Consider the following 24,586-nt stretch of genomic DNA (forward strand, 5'->3'; position numbering starts at 1 on the left):
ATATACTATATGTTATGGTTTAGATAATATTATCTAGACCATAACATTATAAATTAACTGAATTTCTCCCCTAACCTGCTCAAAAAATGGATTCTTTTTGCATCTGTTACAACCTTGTTTCTTATCCCAATATTGAACTCCCTCCTCTGCCAGAGGCATATATAGTAGCCATAAAAGAAAACCATTTAGGCTATATAGAAAAACAGGCGATTCCAAGTACCTTAGAAAGCTTTAATATCAGCTATTATGAATCACCTCATGAACAAATACTAGGTATATGTAATCTTTTAAAACCTATAAATCTAGAGCAAAGATTTCAACCTAAAAAAAGTAGAAAAAAATTAAAGCTATCAGAATTAGTAAAGGATAAAAAAACTAAAGAAATTATAGTTGCTTTCATCAATAGAAAATTAGCTTTGTTTTATAATCTGGTTTATGAAAATCAATACCCCCTTTGTTTTCGAGCAGATAGAAAAGATCCTGTTTCAGTATCTCAAATTCATTTTTCAAATACTGCGTTAGATCCATTATTAACCTTTAAAAAAACTAATGATGGTATCGAATATTCTTTCTCTCTCAGTGATCACGAGAAAGAATATATTCCTTCGCAAAATGATATAACCATACTGTTAAATGATCCGGCATGGATTGTTTTAAACAAAAAAGTATATCAAATTAATAATATTAATGCGAATAAGCTAAAACCTTTCTTTACCAAAGAAGTAATTACCATTGCTCAAAAACATATTAAAACGTATGTAGAAAAAATCATTATTCCGGTGATCAAAAATATAGATATCTCTGCTGTTGGTTTTGATATCCAGATAAAAAATAGCATTACCGGTTATACTATTGAAATTATTGAAGATTTTATCAAAGGAAATTATGTAGCTAAAGTTATTTTTGAGTATGATACTGATATTTTTGATCATTATAGCCAAAAGAGCACTGCTTCTCATGTACATTTTGGTAAAGAAGAGGAGTTACAGATTATTCAGACTAGAAGAGATACTGGTGCAGAAAATAAGATTATTGATTTACTTACAAGTAAAGGATTGTCTTTAAATGATAATTTACTGTTAGAAACAGCAACAGAAGATTCTTTTTCTATATTTCAATGGTACACAAATCATGAGTCACAACTTTCTGAAGAAGGTTTTAAATCTATAATTCCTAAAATTGATAATAAAAATATTCTTTTAGCTCCTCATGCCATTCAGTTTGATAATCAACAACAAAGTGATTGGTTTGACATAAAAGGAGTGATCACTATTGGAGGTTTACAAATTCCGTTTTCAAAATTTGTAAATCATATCAAAGAGAATAATCGTTTTTTTTCTGTTGATGACGATACTATTTTTCTAATTCCAGATTCTTGGATGACCCGATATAGAAAGTTAGCTAGTTTTGGAAAAGTAGAAGAAGAAAAAATCATTATTAACAAGAGTAATTATACGATACTACAGGAGGTATTAACTCCAGAAGAAATTGACATACAAAATCCAACAGAAACTTCATATACCCAATCACCATTACTTAAAGCTACATTACGCCCGTATCAGGAAAAAGGGGTACAATGGCTGGTACAACATAACAGCAATAACTTAGGGGCTTGTCTGGCAGATGATATGGGGTTAGGGAAGACATTACAAACTATTGCTACTTTAGCTTTCACCAAAGACCAACTTACTCCACAGGAAAATGAAGTAGAAAAGATAAAGCTAGATTTATTTAGTAATCCGTTAGAAATAAAAACCTTTCTTAAAGCTTTAATTATATTGCCTTCTTCTTTAATTTTTAACTGGGCACAAGAGATTCTAAAATTTGCACCACATTTCAGTATTATAAAGTATACCGGTTCTGATAGAAAAAAAATAGCTCCTTATTTAGAAAGTTATGATGTTATTCTTACCACGTATACTACCGCAACCAAAGATATAAGTGTCTTAGAAAAAATTAATTTCAACTACCTCATTTTAGATGAAAGTCAACAAATCAAAAACAAAGATTCTAAATTATTCTCGGCTATAAACAAAATTAATTCGGCACATAAAATATCCTTAAGTGGTACTCCAATAGAGAATTCATTATCTGATCTATGGTCGCAAATGCAATTTATAAACCCTGGTATATTAGGTAGCTTTCCTTTTTTCAAAGAATATTTTAAAATTCCAATTGAAAAACATAGAAACCAGGAAAGAATAGAAGAGCTCAAAACACTTATTGATCCCTTTATTCTTAGACGTACCAAAGAACAAGTTGCCAAAGACTTACCTGAACTTACAGAACAGATTATATATACAGAAATGCACTCTAGTCAGGAAAAACAATATGTATCTGAAAAATCTGCAGCACGAAATCTATTGTTAGGAATTGATAGTCAAACCAGTAATAAAATTCATATCCTTAACACGCTTAACAAATTAAGACAATTAGCAAACCATCCTAAGTTAATCAACTCAGATACTGATAGCTCATCAGGAAAATTCGAAGATGTAACCAATTATATCACAACATTGGTTAAAGCAGATAAAAAAGTATTGATCTTCAGTTCTTTTGTATCTCATTTACAATTATATACAAAATGGTGTGATACTCAAAATATTACATACATTACTTTAACCGGGCAAACAAAAGGGGATGAACGAGAACAAGTTGTTAATCAGTTTCAGGAAAACGAATCGACATCTGTCTTTTTTATATCTCTAAAAGCTGGTGGAGTTGGTCTTAATCTTACAAAAGCTTCTTATGTAATTTTATTAGACCCATGGTGGAATCCGTTTATAGAAAAACAAGCCATTGCGAGATCACATAGAATCGGACAAACCAGTAATGTTATGGTTACTCGATTTATTACTAAAAATACCATCGAAGAGAAGATATTACAATTACAAGAAAAGAAAAAAGACTTATCTGATGAAATTATTGATGTAAATGTCATCCCACAGTATGTAGAACAGGATTTGGAAGAATTATTAACATAATGTCTTCTAATTTTTCAAGTATTCGAGAAGGTTTATTCACTATGTATTTTTATCATTGTTTTTATACAAAAGTAATTATTATAAAAGCTTTTGTTTTTTTAGTGTTAATCTCACTATAGAGATATGACTATTTGAAAGAGAAAATTCCTTGTCTTCAATATAATTTTCGATAGAAAACCGATCAGACTAACATAAATTCTCTTGGATAAAATTCGCATTTTTAATCTTCAGAAAAGAAGGTGCTCTTTTCAGGCACCTTCTTTATATCAATCTATTTTTATTTTATGGGTAATTATATCACGTTAAATCGTTTAATTTTTGTGGCCTGATCAGAAATAATATAAATTAAATAAGAACCTTTTCCCAAATCAGAAGCATCCAACTGAAAATTACTACCTCCTATATTTAATTTCCCCAAATCTATTTCCTTGATCATTCTTCCTTGAATATCAAAAATCCTCACGTCAATTTGAGAGGTTTTATTTGATTCAACACTTAAGTTGAGAACATTATTGCTCAATGGGTTTGGATAAATACGTACATTCATATTTTTGCTTGCTTGACTGGCAGTATTCAAACGAGTAGCTTTGCTACAACTAGCAGATGTAGGTTCCCAGAACCAATGACTAATTACAGGATCATAACCTGGATTATCATGTTCACAGATATAGTTAGACCCACCATAGGATACAATATCACCTGTATAATATTGAGTGCCGGCAGTCCAAGGTGCGCAGGCTCCACCATCACCTCCAGAACCGCCATCACAATTTTGAGAAGAAGGATCCCAGAACCAATGACTAATTACAGGATCATAACCTGGATTGTCGTTTACACAGATATAATTACTACCTTGATATGTTACGATATCACCTACATAATATTGCGTACCAGCTGACCATTGCGTACAAGAACCACCTCCACCAGGTCCACCAGGGCCACTTCCCCCGTCTAATTTGGCATCAATTGTATTAAGCAAAGAATAGGAAGGATTAGCGTGATCTTGATCAACGGCCCAGATCATAACGCCTCCAATATTCTCATTTAAAGTCAATTGTACTTTGTCCTCAATCAACTTCTTTGCATTGTAGCCATAACCGTTTGATTGATCACAAGTATTATTGTTCGGATAGACTTTGTTTGGAGCACTGCTATCTGCAGCTACAATATCTTTGTATGCCATTGATGCTCCGCTAGAGTTCCAGCCATAAAAAGGAAGACCTAATTGTAGTTTAGAGTTAGTGACTCCACGACTTTGCCAATAATCAATACCTCCAGCAGCAAAAGTATACGTCGAATGATTTATTCGAGGACTATTATCATAAGCCATAATATGAATACCATCAAGATATTGAAAAGCAGCGGATGAAAAATGTTGACCACGAAATGCTGACGCAGGAACAGCTGTAGAAAGTTCTAATTGTTTTGTTGGGTGTGTATTCATCTTAGCTCTAAGTGCCGCCAGTAGTTCAACATACAGTCCTTGACTACTGGCACTAGGGTATTCCCAATCCACATCAATGCCATCCATGTTGTATTGCACAACCATATTGTAAAGGTTGTTTACAAAATTTGTTTTTGAGTTCCCTTGAGCGACCGAATTGAATGCTTCTGGATTGGCATCAGCAGCACAGGGACCAGACTGATTCGCATAGCTACAAGGAAACCAACCTCCTACTGCAAGAATAGCTTTAGCACCTTGAGCATGAGCTATTGATGTCATGGTACTAAGGTAAGCACCATCTATAGCATTTAACTTACCATCTAAATCAGGGTGAATAGTCGCAAAAGAATAAATAACATGTGTTAATTTCGAAGCTTGATCAGCAGTGATTTGAGCTTTCCAACTCTGCATGTAACCAACTCTTTTCTGTGCATAGATTGGCTGGACAAACATCCACGTCATCAAAAAGATTAGCGGGAAACGATAATAAATTTTTTTCATAATAATATGGTTTTTAGAGTTAATATTAATTAGGAAAAAGAATAACAAACCTCAATTAATGGGATCTAATATCCCCTCATTAGTGGGCTCAAACAAAAACAACCTATAGTAAGTTTGTTATATTTAAATTCATATTGGTCATCATATAATTGCTTACTGGTACAAATCACATAAAGGTAATATGCAAGACTCACTATAACCTTTTTTTTAGCTAAACGGCTAAAATTTGTAGCTTAACGACAAAATTTAGAAGTACTAGTTTAAGAATTCTTTTAAATATCGATCTTGACTTTTGAATTCTAAATAAACATAACTACCATCCCTGATTTCATTAATGAGGAATTATGAGAATCGCTGAAACAATTCTGAATTACAGTATTTTCATCGTTTAGATTCTAAAAAAAATCTTAATACAATTAATGGATACAAGTAATTATACTAAATTGATCCCATTAAGTAACTCATACAATCTTTTAATACAGCTCACTCATGAAATATTTTTATACTTTGTTTATTACATTAATATGTTTAACCATCTCTGCTCAAGACACCTATATTCAATGTGGTAAACTTATAGATACCAAAACAGGTAAAATACTGACTGAAAAAACTATTGTTGTTTCTGGAAATAAAATTCTAAAAATTGAAAATGGTTATGTTGCTGGTAAAAAAAATGACACCACTATTGATCTGAAAGATAAAACGGTAATGCCTGGATTGATTGATATGCATGTTCATATCGAAAGTGAGTCAAACCCAAAAGCTTACCTTGAGCGATATACAGATAATGAAGCCGATGTTGCATATAATTCTGTTGGACTTGCAAAAAAAACACTTATGGCTGGATTCACTACAGTCAGAGATCTTGGTGGTAGTGGTGTAAATATTGCTTTAAAAAAAGCGATTGCACAAAATAAAATTGATGGCCCAAGAGTTTTTACTGCTGGAAAAATAATATCAAGCACTGGTGGTCATGGTGATCCAACTAATGGCAGCAAAAAAGCTTTGGTAGGCGACCCTGGACCAAAGGAAGGAGTTGTTAACGGTATAGAAGATGCCAAAAAAGCCGTACGTCAACGCTATAAAAATGGTGCTGACCTTATTAAAATTACTGCTACGGGAGGAGTACTTAGTGTAGCAAAAAGCAGTTCAAATCCACAATTTACTGTAGAAGAGATTAAAGCTATATGTGAAACAGCAAAAGATTATGGTTTTCATGTAGCGGCTCATGCACATGGAGATGAAGGAATGCGACGCGCAGTTCTTGGCGGTGTAAAAACTATTGAACATGGAACATTAATGAGTGAAAAAACTATGGATCTCATGAAACAACATGATGCATATCTCGTGCCTACAATAACTGCCGGAAAAGAAGTAACAGAAAAAGCAGCTATAGAAGGATTTTATCCTGAAATTATAGTCCCTAAGGCATTAGAAATCGGACCAAAAATTCAAAATACGTTTAAAAAAGCGTATGATCGTGGTGTTGGTATTGCATTTGGTACAGATGCCGGAGTGTATAAGCACGGACAAAATTCAAGAGAATTTGGCTATATGGTCGAAGCGGGAATGCCAGCTATAGAAGTTATACAAAGTGCAACCACTACCAATGCTAAAATTTTGAATATGGATGATCAACTTGGACAAATTGCTCCAGGTTTTTTGGCTGATATTGTAGCCGTAAATGATGATCCTACTCAAAAAATAAAGACTATGGAAAATATAGTTTTTGTAATGAAAGACGGGAAAGTATATAAGAAATAAGGAATATATAAGGTAATAAAACTTAAAAATAACACTAACTTTAATCCTCAATCAATAGTGGTACTCTTTATAGTTTACCAAAACATTCAATCAATTGAAAAAAAGAGATCAAGATGTTATGTATTACGAAGATAATTCTATACGAATTACTCGTAAAAATTACGTGAAATTCGAAAATAACATGCTTCCACATGATCACGATTTCCTATCTGTAAGTCTAATGTTGTCTGGTAGTTTAATAGAACATACAGAAAAAGGGACAAGAATCGTAAAACCAGGGAGTATTTTGATCAAACCTGCTCTACTCGAACATAGTAATATTTTCACAGAGTGTTGCACCATTTTATCACTAAATATATATGATTGGGAGTATTATAAATTTGATTATAAAAACTGGAATATCATTCAACAGCATATGTTGTTGAAATATTTCTTAAGAATTATTCAGGATAAAGATAAAAAACAAAGCCTGAGTGCATTAAAATCTAACCTATCACCTATCGCGGATACAAAACATATACAAGAAAGCATTCCCGAATGGGTTAAACATATTCGAACCATTATTGATACTCAATTTTTAGAGCCTCTCAAAATTTCGGAGCTAGCCAAAGAAGTCAATGTACACCCTGTACATTTAGGAAGAACATTTAAAAACTATTACAAAGTAGATATTAAAGCATATCAAAAGCAATTACGCATGCATTTTGCTGTTTCTCAAATGATTTCCCAAAATAACAATCTCACCCAAATAGCACATTCGACGGGATATGCAGATCAAAGTCATTTCTCAAGAGAGTTTAAAAAATCAACCGATTTTTCTCCAAAAAAAATTGCTTCCTTATTGAATGTTTAATTTGTTCTATTTTTTAACATTTACAGCATATAGTTTTGTTTGAAATGTAAATTCTATATCAATGAAGAAAGAGATCTTTTCAATTAGCCTATTAACGCTATCACTATTTTTTTTATCCTGTAGTACTACACCCAAAAAACCTGATTATTCTGAGTTCAATACTTCATACTCAGAATTCCTGGAATCAGCAGTAAAAGAATTAGGAACAAAGCATGGATTATCTCTTGCTGTAGTCAAAGATGACCAGGTTATTTTTGAACACTATCATGGGCTTGCAAACATAGATAAAGGCATAAAAGTAGATGAGAATACCTTATTTTACATTGCTTCTGCTACCAAATCATTTACAGCCTTATCTGCATTGATTCTTGAAAACAAAGGTAAGCTAGATTTAGATAAATCTTTATCGGCATACTTCCCCGAAGTGAATTTTGCTCCAGAACTCAAAGCAGATCATATTACCGGACACGATTTACTTTTACATACTTCAGGTATAAAAAACTGGCCAATCATAAATTCAACAGCATACACAGGAATTCATGATCAAAATCAACTATTAGAACAATTATCTCAACTTACAAAAGTTAACCAAAAAGCACCTCACGGAAAATTTCAATACTCAAATCTTGGGTATAATATTTTAAGTATGATTATGGAACGAGAACTGGATACGGATTGGCAATCTGTACTTGAAGAAGAAATTTTTAATCCTTTACAAATGAACCGTACAACTGCACGAATGTCGACCGCAGATCAGAATGGATGGGAAGTTGCAAAGCCTCACAGTCAGTTAAATGATCAGAATACGTTAGAGCGACTTTTATTAGAAAAAAAAGATAATACAATGCACGCTGCCGGAGGTATGATTACAACCTCTCGCGATATGGCTCGATGGTTGATTATGGAGCTTAACAACGGAAAAATAGGTAATAAGCAAATCTTTGATACCGATTTAATAAAAAAAAGTGTGTTATCTCATGTCCGTCAAGATAGAAAATATATGGAGCTAAAACGATTTGGATATGGATACGGATGGAATCAAGGGACCACTAATCATGGAGATACCTTAGTTCATCATTTTGGGGGATATGTAGGTTTCCATTCTGAAGTTTCATTTATGCCATCCAAAAAAGTTGGAGTTGTAGTCATGGCAAACGAATCTGACACAGGTAGATATCTCAGTTTCTTACTTACATCTTATGCTATTGATTATTTTTCGGGACGAAAAGATATTGATGTTTATTATCAAAATAAATTAAAAGAATATAGCAAGACTATAGCTACATTCAAAGAGAACGTTAAAGAACACTATATAAAACTAGTAGAAAGACAATGGCAATTAGAATTACCTTTTTCTTCTTATGCAGGAAAGTATACCAGTGATTTATTTGGAACATTAATAATCGAACATCTTGGGGGAAATCGATTAATTGCCAGTTCTGGAAATTTAAAATCTGTTGATGCTACACCCTATAAAAATGCGAATTCGATAAGAGTAGAGATGGTTCCAGGGTCTGGTTCTGGCATCCAATTTATTGTCAATGAAGGAAAAGTAGAACAGGCTATTTGGGAAGATCAAATATATACTAGAGTAATAAACTAATACTTCATAGTCATTCCATTAAAATCATTATGGTATAAAGAAGAAAGAAAAGTTTTTCTTTATACCGTGATGATTACAATTATATCTCAAAAACAAATACAACCTTAATCGTTAAAGCTATCCTAACATTCATGTTTATTTAGTATTTTTATCATCTGATTATTCGTTTTTACATATCATTTAAGTCTTTCCAAAAGACTCCCTCTTTTTTGGGGTAGATATTGTATTAGACTATGCTAAGTTTAATGTAATGGCATAGTTGTGTCCACTCCGATCTAAATTCAAATTTTTTTAATCATTCAAAATGGGATTGAATATGACGTCAATCCGAACATTGATATGCACGATATGTATAAAATATCATGCAATTAAAAACTAAAAAAACATAAAAAATGGATAGTAGAATAGAACCATTTAATTCAAATACAACAGTAGTATTAGATTTTTATAACAAAGTACTTGGTCTAGGCGATACAAGTCTAATAGATGATATACTTACAAACGAATATATACAACATAGTCCAACGGTAAAAACAGGAAAGGATGGCTTTATAGAGTTTATGTCTTTTCTAAAACAGTTACCTCAACCCAAAAACCCTGTTAAACCTTTTATGCGGTTGATTAGTGATGAAAATTTCGTTGCTGTTCATTTAAGTATCAAATTTATGGGGCAACAAAAAGCTGTATTAGATTTGTATAGGCTAAAAGATGGCCTTCTTGCAGAACATTGGGATGCTTCAGAAGATATAACTGGATTCAGTGCAAACCCTAATCCTGTTGTTGAGGGAACAACAACTATTGAGAACATAAATTCAACTGAGGAGAACAAGAACATCATTCATAAGTATACAAAACATGTACTACTGGATAAGTCCTCAGACTTGTGGGTGGATTATATATCAACAAATTTGATTCAACATAATCCAAAAATCGAGAATGGTCGCGAAGCATTGATTCAATATTATAAAAAAATTGATGTCAAAAAAGTTTATCGAATATTAGGGGAAGGAAATTTTGTTGTTACTCAATCCGAAGTCTTCTTTGAAACTGTTCCTTTTGTAGTATACGATATTTATAGGTTAAAAGATAAAATAATAACCGAGCATTGGTCTGTATCTCAAAAAATTCCTAAAGAGATGGCACATCTCAATGGAATGTTTTGATTTTTTAGCTTAATAAAAGCATATTACAAAATATTAAAGGGTGTGTTTCGCACCCTTTATGTTTACCTTTACAAATCAGTAAATGTGACTTTATATCATTCATACAAAAAGAGAATATGAATAAGAACAGAGAAATACATCCTGATTTTCTTTACTTCTTAGCATTAAAAGAACCTGATTTAATTGACCTCTTTAAAGATGTAAGAAACTATATCTTGTCGATATATCCAGATAGTAACGAACTACTTTACCACACACATGCTTTAACCACTGTATATTCAATTTCAGAGAAATTATCTGATGCTTTTTGTATGATTCCTATATACACAAACCATCTTAATCTTGGTTTTAATAAAGGGGTTTTAATCGATGACCCTCATGCATTACTTACCGGAACAGGGAAATTAATACGGCATATACCTATTACAGAAAAAGGAGATTATCAAAACGACGATGTAGAAAACTTAGTGAAATCAGCAATAAATTTTGCTATCAATGATATGAACAAGCCTTCTAAATCTAGTGGAAAAACAATTTCAAAAATAAAAAAACAACTACCAAGGAATGACTAATGACGCTATAAAAATTACCAAAACCGAAGTATTATCAGATAACTGGTATACCCTCAATAAAGTTACCTATGAGTATCAAAACAAAAATGGTGAATGGGAAACACATTCGAGAGAGGCATATGATAGAGGAAATGGAGCTGTTATTTTGCTTTACAATGCTAATACCCGAAAAGTTATTCTTACCAAACAGTTTAGATTACCAACCTATGTAAACGGAAACAAAAATGGTATGATGATAGAAGCTTGTGCCGGATTACTGGATCAGGACAATGCAGAGGACTGCATCCGTAAAGAAACTGAAGAAGAAACAGGTTATAAAATTTCTAAAGTTAAAAAGATATTCGAATCTTATATGTCTCCTGGATCAGTTACAGAAATATTATATTTTTTCATTGCAGAATATACTAAAGAAATGAAAGTAAGTGATGGAGGTGGATTATCAGAAGAACAGGAAAATATAGAAGTACTAGAATTAGACTTTGACACAGCATATAAGATGATTTACTCAGGAGAAATAAAAGATGGTAAAACCATTATGTTATTACAACATGCAAAAATTCATAATATCATATAAATAGTGTTTAATTAAGTGTTTGAGGAGTCTGTATATCTAAAGATCGTGTTAATTTGATTTTCAGCATTAAAAAAAATAATACTTTTAAGCAGTTAATTTATAAAACTAGTATATGATACCCTTACATGAACTATTAGTATTTGCTTTAGCCTCGCTTATTATGGTATTATCTCCTGGACCAAATATGATTTATTTGATATCAAGATCTTTATCACAAGGTAAACAAGCAGGAATTATTTCTTTATTTGGTGTGATTTGTGGATTTCTATTTCATATTCTCATGGTTTCATTTGGATTAACTGCTATATTCTTTGCTGTACCTTATGCGTTTATAGTTGTGAAATTTTTGGGTGTGGGCTATCTTCTGTATTTAGCATACAACACAGTTAAGTCTGATGGTAATAAAATATTTGACACAAAAAATCACAACCTAAAAAAAGACAATCCTTTTAAACTATTTAATATTGGATTCCTAACCAATATTCTCAATCCAAAAATGGCTCTATTTTATTTATCCTTTTTTCCTCAGTTTATTAAACCAGAATACGGCTCAATCCTTTCGCAAAGTTTTCAATTAGGAATCGTTCAAATCATTATAAGTTTTTGTATTAATTTTCTCATTGTTATTTCTGCAGCAAAAATGGCTTCCTGGTTTGCCAAAAATCCAATCTGGGTTAGAGTTCAAAAGTGGTTCATGGCTTCTGTATTAAGTGGCTTGGCAGTAAAAATTGCTTTCGCAAAAGCAAAATAAAAAATGAGTTGCCCGGATAAAAACTAGATAATAGTGTATGACATATCTAAAACTTAACTCATCAGATTATAGACTTCTAGGGTTCTACTTTTTGTTAGCAAGTGTCTGGGATGCTGCTCAGTTTTATATTTTAGAAAAACCTATACTAAAATACACCGTGGACATACCACTATTTTGGATAAAAACGATACTACTCCTTATTGTTTTTAGGTATTTAATTATAGAATTATTGATTAAAAACAAAAAATACTACTTGTTTTTTATTACTGCTTTGGGATGTGTTATTATCATAGGATTTGGCTCACTTCTTCTTCAATTTTGGTCGTCTGGCAACCCATTAAAGATATCAGAAATGACTACTAATTTAGTATTCAAAAGCTATTACAATTCTGCTGTAGATGTTGCCATACCTCTTGGTTTATTACTTGGTAAAAAATACTACGAAAATTCTATCCAGATCAATCAAATTGCAAAGGAACAACGAGAAACAGAACTTAAAGTATTACGTTCACAATTTGATCCTCATTTTTTGTTCAATAGTCTAAATACTTTAGACGCACTTATAGATATTTCTCCAGAAAAAGCAAAAGTATACCTGTCTCGATTAGCATATTTATATCGATATCTTATACAAACCAAAGATCAAGAAGTGGCATCTTTGGAAGAAGAAATGAAATTAGCTGAAAATTATTTCTTTCTTATTAAAACACGATTTGGACATTCCTATGAGTTTAACGTACCAGAGGTTAATCTTCCAAAAAACAAATATTTACCCACAGGAGCTTTACAAACGGTTATTGAAAATGTTGTAAAACATAACAAACCAACTAATGATCTAATTATTACCACACAAATCACCATTAGTAAAAACGATATATTAGTTAAAAATAATACCTCAAAAAGTTCTGAAACAGATCATTATTCGGGTAATGGATTACAAAACATAAAAAAACGATATCTTTTACTTTCTGATAAAGAAGTTACTATAAAAGAAGATGATACACATTTTACTATTCTATTGCCTCTTCTCAATTTGGAACATTAAATAATATACAACATACATGAATATTCTGATTTTAGAAGATGAGATTCCGGCTTACGAAAAACTTAAGCTATATCTTGCTGAGTATTTTGGAACTGACTTTATGCAGGACTGGTCAAGATCTGTAGTAGAAGCAAAAGTATTGTTGTCTGAGCACCAATATGACCTCATCCTTTCAGATATTCAATTATTAGATGGTATTGCATTTGACCTCTTTGACCATATAAATATATCCTCTCCTATTATTTTCTGCACTGCTTATGATACATTTTTATTAGATGCTTTTAAAACTAATGGGATTGCTTACATCCTAAAACCATACTCAAAAGAAGAACTTTCTGAGGCACTTCGAAAATATGAAACACTCATTGCATTACCCAAACACTCACGATCGTTAAATAAAGAAGTTTTTAAAGAGCTTAAAGAACTAATTACTCCCGAAAATAAGCAGTTCTTAAAACGTTTTGTTGTCAAAAAAGGAAATGGCATTAAGTTAATTGATACAGAAACAATATCCCTAATTGATGCTTGTGGTGATTTTTGTAAAATTACTGATCATAACGGAAATATCAATAGTATATCACAGACCATTGGTACTTTGAGTGATCAATTAGATCCTAAAATGTTTTTTAGAATCAATAGAAGCCAAATAATAAATATTAATCATATTAAAGTAATGGATAGTCATAGTAAAAATAGACTACTAATCATTCTTGACGGCATAGAACAAGGAGTTATCACCAGTTCTAACACAACTCCGGCCTTCAGGAAGTGGGTGCAATTTTAGTTTATCTTTAACGACAAAAAGAAACGCTTTACCTCTTTTTTCTCCTCATTCATCAGTATTCTATAATTAGAGTTTTGGTTACAAGCTATATTTATGATTTAGCAGGTATCAAACATTAAGATGAAAAATTATATTATCATTATTTCCTTATTATTAATATGTCGTGTTAAAGGACAACTAATTGATAATTCTAACGACATAGAAACTTTTGAAATTGAGTCAAAGTTCTTAAAAGAAACTCAAAACGTAAAAGTCGCCTTACCATATGGGTACCATAAATCAACTAAATCCTACCCTATTATCCTCATTCTTGATCATCAATTGATGTTTCCAACAATGACAGCAATAGTCAATCAACTAAGTTCTACCTCTAGAATGCCAGAATCTATAGTGGTTGCCATAACTGAAGGAAACAAGCATCGAACGTACTATGCCCCTGATTTGTATGACAATCACAAAAAAAGAAGTTATGGATATGGTAATCATCAGGAAGAATTTAAAATGTTCCTAGAAAAAGAAGTGTTTCCAAAATTGGCTTCTACATATCGAACAGTAAATTTTAAAACCTTGATAGGGTTTTCTCCTTCTTCGGTTTTTACGTTAGACATTTTTTGCAAGCAACCTAAATTGTTTCAGGCATATATAGCAATTGCCTCGGGAAACATTATTGGCGATGGTTATGTAAAAAATAAGAATCTTATCGATGCTATCGAAAGCTCTTTGGCACATAACTCTTCTCACAACGCTTATTTATATGTTGTTTCTGGTGGTAAAGATTTGAATGATCACCCAGACATCAAAGACAATATTACAAGTTTTAATCAAAGGTTATCTCCATTTATCACAAATAAATTTAAAGCAAAAGCAGAAATAATAGATGGCGAAGGTCATACAGATGTTTTACTCCCCGGACTGATTAACGCAATGGATTTTATTTTCCCAAAAGAAAGATGGGTGGTTGATTATATCGATATTATTAATACCTCTGGAAATGCAAAAGAAAATATTGACCTTTTTTATAATAATCTTTCTCAAGAATATGGTTTTACGATTTATCCAAATATGAATCGATTATATAGTATGAACTGTATTAAAAACATTGGTAATCGACTTTTGAGCCAAAAAAGAATAACTGAAACAATTGAGTTGTATCGATATTGGACACAGCTTTATCCATTATCGTCTACATCACATGCCTATCTAGGTTTAGCATTAAAAGTAGCAGGAAATAAAAAAGAATCGATAAAGTCTTATGAAAAAGCTATTAAAATTGCAAAACAAGAATCAAATCCTGAGTTGCTTACATACAAAAAGTCGCTAGAAGAATTAGAGCAGAACATTAAAAAATAATATATATCATTTAACATCACAATCAAGAATTCATCACATTATGAAAACGAATAGTCTCTTTATAATCATCACTCTTCTATTAGCATCTGTTTTTTCTGGAAGAGCTCAACAAGCTAATAACTCATCATTAACACAAATCTCTACTGCACCTATTTCGCATGCTGAAAAAATTACTTTTCATTCTAAAATTCTTAATGAGAAGAGAGTAATGAACATATATCTCCCAGAAAGTTTTCATGACGCTTCTGAAGATCATACATACCCAATAATCATGATAAGTGGTTCTCACGGGGTTAAGTTTTTTCAAATGATATCTGGTGTTGTAAAACATCTTAGTTCTGTCACTCGTATGCCTGAAGCCATCGTTATTAGTTTTGATGAAGAAAAACATTATGCCCCAAATGTGTATACTAATGGTATGTGGGGAAGCACAGAAGAACTAGAATTCAATGCAGACCCTGATCAATTTGTAAAACATCTTAAAGAAGAGTTATTTCCTTATTTAAAAAAACAGTATCGTGCTAATGGCTACAGAATGATTATTGGCGTATCAGGAAGTAGTGTTTTTCCTTTACATACGTTTGCAAAAGAACCTGATCTGTTTCGGGCACATATTACTGTTGCTTCTGCAGATATGATTGGCATGGGATATCGACCCAATACCACATTTATAGATGCCTTTGAAGAAAGTTTTATTAAAAACCCTAATCGCAAAGGACAATTATATCTTGGGATAGCATCATCAGATCTTAAAGGCAAAAAGCAGCAATACCAAAACAATCTTGATGAGTTAAAAAAACGTCTGGCTCCGTTTCAATCCAAAAATCTAATGTTAAAGGTAGAAACCATACCCAACGAAGAACATTATGATTGTATTATAAAAGCGATGCTATCTTCAATAGAAATGATTTTTCCAATAGAAGAATGGTCTCCAAAATTCAGAGATATCATAAAACAACCAGGAAATGCCTTAGAAAATATAGATGCTTTTCACCAAAAACTTTCCACCATGTATGGTTTTCCTATTCTTCCGAAAGCAGAAAGGTGGAATAGTGTAAATTCTCTGCGATTCATAGGAGGAAAATTATTAAAAGATGGAAGAATTAAGGAATCTATAGAAGTTTTTAAAAGAAGAGTAGAATATCGTCCTAAGTCCCCATGGGCATATAATAGCTTATCAGAAGCATTAGAAAAAGATAATCAACTCAAAGCCGCAATAGAAGCACAACAAAAAGCTGTTGAATTAGCCAAAGAGTATGACAACCAATATGTATCTGAATATCAAAAACAATTATCCAAACTTAAAGATAAACTAGAAAAATAAAATTTATGAATATCAAAACCATTTTCCTATTTCTATTTCTACATGGTTTTGCCCATTATACTGCGTATACACAAATTAAAACGACAGAGAATATTGTTGGGAAAAACGTAATTATCAATTCTTCAATTCTAAAAGAAGAAAGAACAATACAAATCTTTCTACCTGATACTTACAAAGATTCTTCAAAAAAATATCCAGTTATTTATGTATTAGATGGACAACGGCTTTTCCTTCATACGGTAAGTTTATTGCACTCATTTAAACAATTTAAACTCACTCCAGAGTTTATCGTAGTAGGTATAAGTAACTCATACCCCCAACGATTTGGTCATTTTAGCTCGGGTACAAAGCCTTTTTTTAATTTCCTTTCTACAGAAGTTATCCCATACCTAGATAAAGAATATAGAACTTCTAGCGAACGCCTATTATTTGGATGGGAATATGCAGGAGGTTTTGCCATCGAAGCAATGATTAAAAAACCTGAATTGTTTAATGGCTACTTGGCTGCCAGTCCTTTTCCAATACATGACCCTGGCCTTCCGATATCTGCAAATCGAATGAAGTCATTAGATAGTATACTTAGAGTAAAAAAGAAGTTTGATACTTTTTTATTTTTCTCATCTAGCAACAATGAAGGTGTGGTTACCGAAGGTACTGAATATCTTAAAAAGAAATTAGAATCTGAAGCTCCAATAACATTACGTTGGGAATATATTTATCTACAAAATGAAGAACATCGTTCTACCTCGTATCACACTTTATATCATGGATTAAAACGCTATTATCATTACTATCCAGAACTCCAGTTTAATTCTTTAAAAGAGTATGAGTCCTCTGGAGGAATGGATAATATTATTACGTACTACAAAAAAAGAGCAAAAAAATTTGATTTTCCTGAAGGAATTGCACGAGGCACCATGTGGAATCTTGTTAAAAAGGCTTCAGATGAAGATGATTATACGGCATTTAACACATTCATAAACCAATTTAAATCAAAAGGGTTTCTAGAAAAATTAAGAACAAACTGGGGATGTGTATTTGCAGAATTTTACCTCAAACATAATCAACCCAAGAAAGCCGAAGAGCTATATCTGTTTTTTAGTACTAAGTTTCCCGAATTGGCAAGACCCATTAATGGATTGGGAGATGTCTATCTAACTTTAAAAAATAAAGACAAAGCAAGAGCGTACTACAAACAAGCAATCACCCTTGCAAAGAAAAATTCTGACTGGAGATTAGAAGAATATGAAAAAGATTTATCTGGTTTAAAAAACAACTGATATTGATCATTACCATTTTGCTTAATACCGATTAATCTTATTATTTTCATTAGGTAACTATATTATGTACGACTAAAAGCCATATTGGATTAAAATATCACTTTTACATATCTTTAATCCTTGGGTTCATCATTAATAATACAAACTCATGCAAATAGTACAACCTGATTTTTCTCGTTTTGAATCAATTGAAGATTTTCCTTATAAAGAGAATTTTATACGTTTTGATAATTTACAAATGCATTATATTGATGAAGGGCAAGGTGAAACTATTCTGGCACTTCATGGAGAACCTACCTGGTCTTATCTTTATAGAAAGTTTATACCCATTTTAAAAAACTATCGATTTATTGCTCCAGATCTTATTGGATTTGGGAAGTCTGATAAAATTGTTGGTTATAAAAACTATAGCTTCGATCTTCATTTTAAATCTCTTGAAAATCTAATTCAGAAACTAGACCTTAATGATATTACATTAGTAGTGCAAGATTGGGGAGGGATATTAGGGTTATCTCTTCTGGCAGAATATCCAGAAAAATTTAAAAGAGTTGTTATACTAAATACTTTTTTACCAGTAGGTAAAAAGATGTCTTTCTTTTTTAAAATCTGGAGAGCATATGCAAAATATCATCCATCACTGTCTATACCGAGTATTCTTAAACATGGTTCATATCAAAAATTATCTCAAGAAGTGCTTCAAGCCTATAACGCTCCCTTCCCGAATAAGAAACATAAAGGAGGAGCAGTAGCTTTTCCTTTACTGGTTCCTGCTAATGTTAATGATCCCGCGGTTAAACCTATACAAAAAGCGAGAGATGTACTTTCTAAATGGCAAAAACCTGCATTAGTATTGTTTTCTGATAAGGATAAAATCCTGGGAGGACTTGAGAAATTCTTTTATCGATTAATCCCTTCTAGCGCAGAACAACAAAAAATTATAATCAAAAATGCAGGGCATTTTTTACAAGAAGAAAAAGGAGAAGAAATAGCACAATACATAGATCAGTTCATGAAAGATGAGCTAAAAATTATAACTTAAATGATCACCAACCTACCTTTATATTCCTAATTAAAATCAAATTGTTGTACTCCTAAATTGCTATATAATTTGATTATAAGTCATACTAAACTGCACCTATTTTAGCACTTAACTCATTTTTGATGATGGTTTTAAGTAGAAAATCTAGCATTTTTAGGGAAAAGAAAAAGTCAAAATAAGCTCATCAAAAAAGACTTGTAAAATTCTTATTTTCAAGCACTTAAACTTCTTTTTTTTATTTCTTAAAAACAACCATTGTGCATTTCAAAAATAACGAAATGGTTTTCTCATACAATAGGATGAAATATTTTTTTATGAGAATATGATATAGTTTTGTTTCATTAATTAATAATAGCTAAAATCATAAACTATAAAAAAGAAATACTATGAACTCATTTAAAACTAAATTCAGGTTTAATTTAAAAGCTATCATGGATATATTGTCAGAGCTTCCTAAAGCTTGTAGTCATGCTATTCATAGATAACTACACACTTTATTAAAATTTTCAATTATGGATACCAAAATAAAATTGAATTATATGTTTCTGGCAAGCTTTTGCCTATTATGCAGTATCGCTTCATTAATAACAATAGTAGTATTAATACTATAATATACCATCATTTTACATCATAGAATTTGGGTCAAAAAACCCCTAAAGTTTTTTAATCTTTAGGGGTAAAATATTATGACAATAAACTTATCCTAAGTTGAATATTATTTTAAACTGAAGCTGAAATCGTTTCCATAGAACGATCTATTTTCTTCACTAATCCAGATAATACTTTTCCTGGTCCAACTTCTGTAAAAACTGTTGCTCCTTCTTCAATCATATTTTGCACACTTTGAGTCCATTTTACTGGAGCAGTAAGTTGAGCAATTAAATTCTTTTTAATTTCAGAAGGATCTGTAACCGCTTTTGTAGTTACATTCTGGTACACCGGGCAGTTTGGAGTACTAAAAGTAGTAGCCTCTATTGCTGCGGCCAATTCTTCTCTTGCAGGCTCCATCAAGGGTGAGTGAAATGCTCCACCAACAGGTAATACCAATGCTCTTCGAGCTCCTTTTTCTTTTAGTACTTCACAAGCTTTATTGATCGCTTCAACTTCACCCGAAATCACTAATTGTCCTGGACAATTATAATTTGCTGCTACTACTACTCCATCAATTTCGGCACAAGTTTCTTCAACAACCTCATCCTCTAACCCTAAAACAGCTGCCATTGTAGATGGTTTTAATTCACATGCTTTTTGCATTGCCATCGCACGTTTGGATACTAATTGTAGTGCATCTTCAAAAGTAAGAGTTCCATTTGCAACTAAGGCAGAAAATTCTCCTAATGAATGTCCTGCAACCATATCTGGTTTAAAACTATCTCCTAATACTTTACTTAAAATAACAGAATGTAAAAAAATAGCTGGTTGAGTAACTTTGGTTTGCTTTAGCTCATCTGCAGAACCTTCGAACATGATTTTAGTAATTTCAAAACCTAAAATATCATTGGCTTTATGAAAAAGTTCTTTGGCAATTTTTGAGTTTTCGTATAGATCAAGACCCATTCCTGAAAATTGGGCACCTTGACCTGGAAATACATATGCATTCATATGAAATTGTGTGTTTAAAATTTTGACAAAAGTAAGGATTAAAAGTCATAAATGGTTAAAGATATAAAGTCTCTAAACAACATAGGTTTTCTATTCTATATATATCGACTTAAAATCTTCTGTATGCTTTTATAATAGGAACTCCCGAATACATTAAGGTGTACTAAAAGGTAATACAATTGCCAGATAGGTAATCTATTGTTCCAATGATCAACAAGCGGAAAAACTTCATTATACGTTTCAAACAGGTTCGCATTAAAACCTCCGAAAAGATGCATCATACCGATATCCATTTCTCTTGGGGCATATGCAATTGCTGGATCGATAAGACAAGGGCTTCCATTTTTATCTATTATATAATTACCACTCCATAAGTCCCCATGAATTAAACTAGGTTGTTCATTAGGAATTTCACTTTCGATAGTTTGATAAAGCTTATCCAAACCTGAAAAAACATAACCCTTCTTGATTGCTAATTTAAATTGAGGTTGTAGACGTTGAGAGATGTAAAATTCTGCGGCAGAATTACATTTTGAATTATATTGAGGTAAGTTTCCTATATAATTATGTTGTTCTAAGCCAAAATACGACATATCACATTGATGTAACGCAGCTAATTTTCTTCCGAATACTTCCCAAAAATTAGTAGTTGGTTGTGCGATTTCGATATAGGACAGTATCAAAAAACCATTGTCATCATGCCTACCAAAATCAAGAATTTCAGGAACTGTAAACGTATTAGAGTTTTTAAGAATTTTTAATCCATAAGCTTCGGCTTCAAACATCCCTGGAAACTTTGAAGCAGTATTACGTTTAACTACACACTTTTGTGTTTTCGTTATCAATAAGTAGACATCATTAATATCGCCACCAGATAAGGTCTGTATAGATATAATGGTTTCTGAAAGGAGATCTTCTAAATACTTTTTGAATTCTATTGATATCATAACGAACTCTTTAGTCTCCAGTAAAATCTAGAGGTTTTATGATCAACTATACCTGGAATCTACTAAATACGACAAAAAGTTGATATTATTTATCTTCTCTTATACGTTAAGTAGGTAAAAGGATACTTATGTTTCTCATCGATATCATGAAACTCTTCTTTTTCTAGTTTCCATATTTCGGTATCAATTTCTGGAAAAAAAGCATCTGCATCAAAAGATTCATGAACTCGGGTGAGTTCGATACAATCAGAGTGATCCATTCCCATTGTATAAATTTCTCCACCACCAATAATAAAAGGTTGCGCATCTCCTTTAGCAACCTCCAGAGCATCTTCTATGGTGTGAACCACAATTGCACCTTCTGCTTGATATGATGTATTTCGGGTAATCACAATATGCACACGGTTTGGAAGTAATTTTGGAAAAGTCTCAAAGGTTTTACGTCCCATAATAATATTATGCCCAGAAGTGAGGCTCTTAAATCTTTTGAAATCATCTGGCAAATGCCAAACCAAATCATTATCCTTTCCCAAGGCATTATTTTCTCCTGCAGCGGCAATCATTGTAACCATATTCTTAGTTGCTTTTAGTTCTCCCACAATCTCAGATGTCTTTCCCTTAATGAATTCTTCTTTTTTCTTTATGAGTTCTTCTTTAGGATACATTAAATCCACATCTTTTTGGATTAAAGCTATCTCTTCTTTTTGTTTGGTAATCAATCTTTCCATCTGGCGATCAGACCATTCTTGTCCCATAAATGTACTAAACAACCATACATTACAAAAGTGAATAGCTAAAAGAAAAAACCAACATATTATGGCTACAACAGACCATGATACACCAAAAAACGTAATATCTTTTCCATAACCAAATGCCAGGTTTAAAATGGCAAAAAAAACAGATCCTACTGCAAAAACTATAAAATGCTGAAAAAGTCTTTTCTTCTGAATAACACGTTTACGTGCATGTTCATAAAGTTCTCGTTGTTGAGGATCAATTTGTAAAGTTTCTTTCTTTTTTGAAAACATATTAATGCTAACTTAGTATCTGTAAATAAACAACATTAAAACAGATCCCGCTCTATAGCGGGATAAGTTCAACTAATCATTTTGAATGCGTTGCTTACAGCAAATCTTCAAAATAAAGTTTCACTTAGTAAAGATATAGTTTTTAGTAAAATGCCCTAAAGTTACTTATGAAGAATTTAAGAAAAGAATTTCCAATTTTAGCTCAGAATACATATCTCAACACAGCTTCTTCTGGTTTACTATATGACTCACTCCTTGATTTTAGACAAGAACATGATTTAGATTTTCTGATTTCGGGTAGCATATTTAGAGATCCTCAAGCCACTTTTCTATCTAATGTGCGTAAAACCATAGCTACTTTTTTTAAGAATTCTGAAGGTGATACAATATTGACTCCTAATTTTTCACTCGGGTTTAATACGATCTTAAACGGACTTGAAAAGAGTAAAAAAGTACTTTTATTAGATGAAGATTATCCATCAATTAATTTTGCGGTTGCTAATAAAGGGTTTAAAATTTGTTATGCAAAAGTGAATGCAACTCTGGAACAAAACATTGAAAATGCCATAAAAAAACACAAGCCTGATATTTTTGCATTTAGTTTAGTACAATATATTAATGGTATTGCAATTGATCATGAATTTCTTGCTTTCTTAAAAAATAAATACCCTGATATTCTCATTATTGCCGATGCTACACAATTCTGCGGAACAAAGGTCTTTAACTTTGATACCTCGGGAATTGATATTATGGGATGTAGTGGTTACAAATGGCTATTAGGTGGTTATGGTAATGGTTTTATGTTATTCAAAAATAACATTCTGGATAACATCACGCCTTCTGATTATAAAAATGCTGCATCCAATACTGACTACGATTCCTCTTACACCAGTTTACAAGCAAGATTTGAATGTGGTCATCTGGATACATTCAATTTTGGAAGTTTACAATATTCTCTCAATTTTCTCACTAAAATAGGATTGCCAAATATCGAAACACATATTCATGAATTATGTGATTATGCCAAATCAGAACTTGCCAACTTACAACTCTTAGAAGAGGACGTTATCAAACGGTCCAAACATAGTTCTATTTTTAACTTAAAAGGTGATCATAGGTTATTTAATCAACTACAAAAAGATCATATTATCACCTCATTAAGAGGATCTGGTATTCGTATAAGTCTTCACTTTTTTAACACTATTGAAGATCTAGATAAATTATTTAACACACTACATCGTTATCGTTAATAAATAACTGACAATCTGATGCTTCTCTCTTTTTAATTATAAAGTTTTGTATTAATTTAATGCTGATTTTTATTAACCAATATAAATAGCATTTAAAATTATGGCGATTACAAAACAATATTTAAAATCTAAACCTATTTGCAAAGTTACCTTTATTGTTCCTGCAAAAGAAGCAACTAATGTTAGTGTAGCCGGAGAGTTTAACGAGTGGAACGCAGAAGCTACTGTTCTTAAAAAACTAAAGAATGGGAATTTTAAAGGAACGATTGATCTTCCAAAAGATAATAATTTTGAATTCAAATATCTTGTTGATGGCGAATGGACCAATGAAGAGGAAGCTGATGGGTATTTGTGGAATGACTTTGCAGCAGCTGATAATAGCTTATTGATTTTATAAAAAAAATGGAGATGTTGGGGGTATTTTATACCCTCAGCACCTTGCTCAAAACAAATATATCATTGATATATTTTGATAAACCTTATGCTTTTTTTAGTAGCTCATAGGGTTATTACTGTTTACTTTCCTTACACCCATAAAACAACACCTCCTTATCATTTTCACAAGCACTACCCTACCATAATAAAGGTATTGACCATACACCTAGGCTAATACAATGGATATTACTTTTTTTAAGAATCTAAATTAATAGTCTTAGTTTTAAGTCATGAATTTTTTGGAAACCATTTTTCTGTTTTTTGCTTTTCAGGCTTTTGTATTTTCAATTTTG

20 protein-coding genes are annotated in these 24,586 nt (G+C 31.8%); 16 read left to right on the forward strand and 4 right to left on the reverse strand.

Going from position 1 to position 24,586, the window contains the following annotated elements; all coding sequences use genetic code 11:
- Positions 1 to 86: 86 nt before the first annotated feature.
- Positions 87 to 2,984, forward strand: a complete 2,898-nt coding sequence (locus tag FOF46_RS16900) for a DEAD/DEAH box helicase (RefSeq protein WP_143917269.1) — start codon at positions 87 to 89, stop codon at positions 2,982 to 2,984.
- A gap of 292 nt (positions 2,985 to 3,276) precedes the next feature.
- Here FOF46_RS16900 and FOF46_RS16905 read toward each other — a convergent pair whose 3' ends face one another.
- Complete coding sequence (locus FOF46_RS16905) at positions 3,277 to 4,929, reverse strand: glycosyl hydrolase family 18 protein (RefSeq protein WP_143917270.1); 1,653 nt, start codon at positions 4,927 to 4,929, stop codon at positions 3,277 to 3,279.
- A gap of 489 nt (positions 4,930 to 5,418) precedes the next feature.
- On the opposite strand from FOF46_RS16905, the gene FOF46_RS16910 reads away from it, so the two are divergent.
- The 13 genes from FOF46_RS16910 to FOF46_RS16970 all read left to right on the forward strand — a co-directional run bounded on the left by FOF46_RS16910 (position 5,419) and on the right by FOF46_RS16970 (position 19,031).
- Positions 5,419 to 6,693: a metal-dependent hydrolase family protein gene (locus tag FOF46_RS16910; protein WP_143917271.1), complete on the forward strand. Its 1,275-nt coding sequence runs from the start codon at positions 5,419 to 5,421 to the stop codon at positions 6,691 to 6,693.
- Between the two features lie 94 nt (positions 6,694 to 6,787).
- Positions 6,788 to 7,546, forward strand: a complete 759-nt coding sequence (locus tag FOF46_RS16915; protein ID WP_143917272.1) for a helix-turn-helix domain-containing protein — start codon at positions 6,788 to 6,790, stop codon at positions 7,544 to 7,546.
- A gap of 61 nt (positions 7,547 to 7,607) precedes the next feature.
- Positions 7,608 to 9,149 (forward strand): serine hydrolase domain-containing protein, encoded by a 1,542-nt coding sequence (locus FOF46_RS16920; protein ID WP_143917273.1) that lies wholly within the window; start codon positions 7,608 to 7,610, stop codon positions 9,147 to 9,149.
- Between the two features lie 392 nt (positions 9,150 to 9,541).
- The gene (locus FOF46_RS16925; RefSeq protein WP_143917274.1) at positions 9,542 to 10,312 is read left to right on the forward strand and encodes a nuclear transport factor 2 family protein; all 771 of its coding nucleotides are present in this window, start codon (positions 9,542 to 9,544) and stop codon (positions 10,310 to 10,312) included.
- Positions 10,313 to 10,428: 116 nt separating this feature from the next.
- Positions 10,429 to 10,884, forward strand: a complete 456-nt coding sequence (locus FOF46_RS16930; protein ID WP_143917275.1) for a DUF1801 domain-containing protein — start codon at positions 10,429 to 10,431, stop codon at positions 10,882 to 10,884.
- Positions 10,877 to 11,458, forward strand: coding sequence for a GDP-mannose pyrophosphatase NudK (gene nudK / locus FOF46_RS16935; protein ID WP_109435489.1), 582 nt, complete (start codon positions 10,877 to 10,879; stop codon positions 11,456 to 11,458). Before FOF46_RS16930 ends, nudK begins: the two co-directional genes overlap by 8 nt.
- 112 nt (positions 11,459 to 11,570) lie before the next feature.
- A complete protein-coding gene (locus FOF46_RS16940; protein WP_143917276.1) occupies positions 11,571 to 12,209 on the forward strand; it encodes a LysE family translocator in 639 nt (212 codons plus the stop codon).
- Positions 12,210 to 12,246: 37 nt separating this feature from the next.
- Positions 12,247 to 13,254 (forward strand): sensor histidine kinase, encoded by a 1,008-nt coding sequence (locus FOF46_RS16945; RefSeq protein ID WP_143917277.1) that lies wholly within the window; start codon positions 12,247 to 12,249, stop codon positions 13,252 to 13,254.
- A gap of 16 nt (positions 13,255 to 13,270) precedes the next feature.
- Entirely contained in the window at positions 13,271 to 14,038 is a 768-nt protein-coding gene (locus tag FOF46_RS16950; protein WP_109435492.1) for a LytR/AlgR family response regulator transcription factor, read from the forward strand.
- 120 nt (positions 14,039 to 14,158) lie between these two features.
- The gene (locus tag FOF46_RS16955; RefSeq protein WP_143917278.1) at positions 14,159 to 15,388 is read left to right on the forward strand and encodes an alpha/beta hydrolase-fold protein; all 1,230 of its coding nucleotides are present in this window, start codon (positions 14,159 to 14,161) and stop codon (positions 15,386 to 15,388) included.
- A gap of 40 nt (positions 15,389 to 15,428) precedes the next feature.
- A complete protein-coding gene (locus FOF46_RS16960; RefSeq protein ID WP_143917279.1) occupies positions 15,429 to 16,712 on the forward strand; it encodes an alpha/beta hydrolase-fold protein in 1,284 nt (427 codons plus the stop codon).
- A gap of 5 nt (positions 16,713 to 16,717) precedes the next feature.
- Positions 16,718 to 17,992 carry an alpha/beta hydrolase-fold protein gene (locus tag FOF46_RS16965; RefSeq protein WP_143917280.1) on the forward strand — a complete coding sequence of 425 codons (1,275 nt, stop codon included), beginning with the start codon at positions 16,718 to 16,720 and terminating at the stop codon, positions 17,990 to 17,992.
- 148 nt (positions 17,993 to 18,140) lie between these two features.
- Complete coding sequence (locus FOF46_RS16970) at positions 18,141 to 19,031, forward strand: haloalkane dehalogenase (protein ID WP_109435496.1); 891 nt, start codon at positions 18,141 to 18,143, stop codon at positions 19,029 to 19,031.
- Positions 19,032 to 19,751: 720 nt separating this feature from the next.
- Here the strand turns inward: FOF46_RS16970 and fabD are convergent.
- From fabD to FOF46_RS16985, 3 genes are all read right to left on the reverse strand, one after another.
- Positions 19,752 to 20,633 carry an ACP S-malonyltransferase gene (gene fabD / locus FOF46_RS16975; protein WP_143917281.1) on the reverse strand — a complete coding sequence of 294 codons (882 nt, stop codon included), beginning with the start codon at positions 20,631 to 20,633 and terminating at the stop codon, positions 19,752 to 19,754.
- 95 nt (positions 20,634 to 20,728) lie between these two features.
- Positions 20,729 to 21,580: a fructosamine kinase family protein gene (locus FOF46_RS16980; RefSeq protein WP_143917282.1), complete on the reverse strand. Its 852-nt coding sequence runs from the start codon at positions 21,578 to 21,580 to the stop codon at positions 20,729 to 20,731.
- An 89-nt stretch (positions 21,581 to 21,669) separates the two neighbouring features.
- Complete coding sequence (locus FOF46_RS16985; protein ID WP_109435499.1) at positions 21,670 to 22,608, reverse strand: dihydrofolate reductase; 939 nt, start codon at positions 22,606 to 22,608, stop codon at positions 21,670 to 21,672.
- A 167-nt stretch (positions 22,609 to 22,775) separates the two neighbouring features.
- Between FOF46_RS16985 and FOF46_RS16990 the strand changes: the two genes are divergently transcribed.
- Positions 22,776 to 23,858: an aminotransferase class V-fold PLP-dependent enzyme gene (locus FOF46_RS16990; protein ID WP_109435500.1), complete on the forward strand. Its 1,083-nt coding sequence runs from the start codon at positions 22,776 to 22,778 to the stop codon at positions 23,856 to 23,858.
- Positions 23,859 to 23,958: 100 nt separating this feature from the next.
- Positions 23,959 to 24,255, forward strand: a complete 297-nt coding sequence (locus FOF46_RS16995) for an isoamylase early set domain-containing protein (RefSeq protein WP_109435501.1) — start codon at positions 23,959 to 23,961, stop codon at positions 24,253 to 24,255.
- Positions 24,256 to 24,586: the final 331 nt, after the last annotated feature.

This window comes from Aquimarina algiphila (assembly GCF_007489275.1).
Lineage (GTDB): Bacteria > Bacteroidota > Bacteroidia > Flavobacteriales > Flavobacteriaceae > Aquimarina > Aquimarina algiphila.

What these genes read in the sequence shown, in the direction of transcription:
- FOF46_RS16900 (WP_143917269.1), top strand. Translation starts at nt 87, where the DNA reads ATGGATTCTTTTTGCATCTGTTACAACCTTGTTTCTTATCCCAATATT.
- FOF46_RS16905 (WP_143917270.1), bottom strand. Translation starts at nt 4,929, where the DNA reads ATGAAAAAAATTTATTATCGTTTCCCGCTAATCTTTTTGATGACGTGG.
- FOF46_RS16910 (WP_143917271.1), top strand. Translation starts at nt 5,419, where the DNA reads ATGAAATATTTTTATACTTTGTTTATTACATTAATATGTTTAACCATC.
- FOF46_RS16920 (WP_143917273.1), top strand. Translation starts at nt 7,608, where the DNA reads ATGAAGAAAGAGATCTTTTCAATTAGCCTATTAACGCTATCACTATTT.
- FOF46_RS16925 (WP_143917274.1), top strand. Translation starts at nt 9,542, where the DNA reads ATGGATAGTAGAATAGAACCATTTAATTCAAATACAACAGTAGTATTA.
- FOF46_RS16930 (WP_143917275.1), top strand. Translation starts at nt 10,429, where the DNA reads ATGAATAAGAACAGAGAAATACATCCTGATTTTCTTTACTTCTTAGCA.
- nudK (WP_109435489.1), top strand. Translation starts at nt 10,877, where the DNA reads ATGACTAATGACGCTATAAAAATTACCAAAACCGAAGTATTATCAGAT.
- FOF46_RS16940 (WP_143917276.1), top strand. Translation starts at nt 11,571, where the DNA reads ATGATACCCTTACATGAACTATTAGTATTTGCTTTAGCCTCGCTTATT.
- FOF46_RS16945 (WP_143917277.1), top strand. Translation starts at nt 12,247, where the DNA reads ATGACATATCTAAAACTTAACTCATCAGATTATAGACTTCTAGGGTTC.
- FOF46_RS16950 (WP_109435492.1), top strand. Translation starts at nt 13,271, where the DNA reads ATGAATATTCTGATTTTAGAAGATGAGATTCCGGCTTACGAAAAACTT.
- FOF46_RS16955 (WP_143917278.1), top strand. Translation starts at nt 14,159, where the DNA reads ATGAAAAATTATATTATCATTATTTCCTTATTATTAATATGTCGTGTT.
- FOF46_RS16960 (WP_143917279.1), top strand. Translation starts at nt 15,429, where the DNA reads ATGAAAACGAATAGTCTCTTTATAATCATCACTCTTCTATTAGCATCT.
- FOF46_RS16965 (WP_143917280.1), top strand. Translation starts at nt 16,718, where the DNA reads ATGAATATCAAAACCATTTTCCTATTTCTATTTCTACATGGTTTTGCC.
- FOF46_RS16970 (WP_109435496.1), top strand. Translation starts at nt 18,141, where the DNA reads ATGCAAATAGTACAACCTGATTTTTCTCGTTTTGAATCAATTGAAGAT.
- fabD (WP_143917281.1), bottom strand. Translation starts at nt 20,633, where the DNA reads ATGAATGCATATGTATTTCCAGGTCAAGGTGCCCAATTTTCAGGAATG.
- FOF46_RS16980 (WP_143917282.1), bottom strand. Translation starts at nt 21,580, where the DNA reads ATGATATCAATAGAATTCAAAAAGTATTTAGAAGATCTCCTTTCAGAA.
- FOF46_RS16985 (WP_109435499.1), bottom strand. Translation starts at nt 22,608, where the DNA reads ATGTTTTCAAAAAAGAAAGAAACTTTACAAATTGATCCTCAACAACGA.
- FOF46_RS16990 (WP_109435500.1), top strand. Translation starts at nt 22,776, where the DNA reads ATGAAGAATTTAAGAAAAGAATTTCCAATTTTAGCTCAGAATACATAT.
- FOF46_RS16995 (WP_109435501.1), top strand. Translation starts at nt 23,959, where the DNA reads ATGGCGATTACAAAACAATATTTAAAATCTAAACCTATTTGCAAAGTT.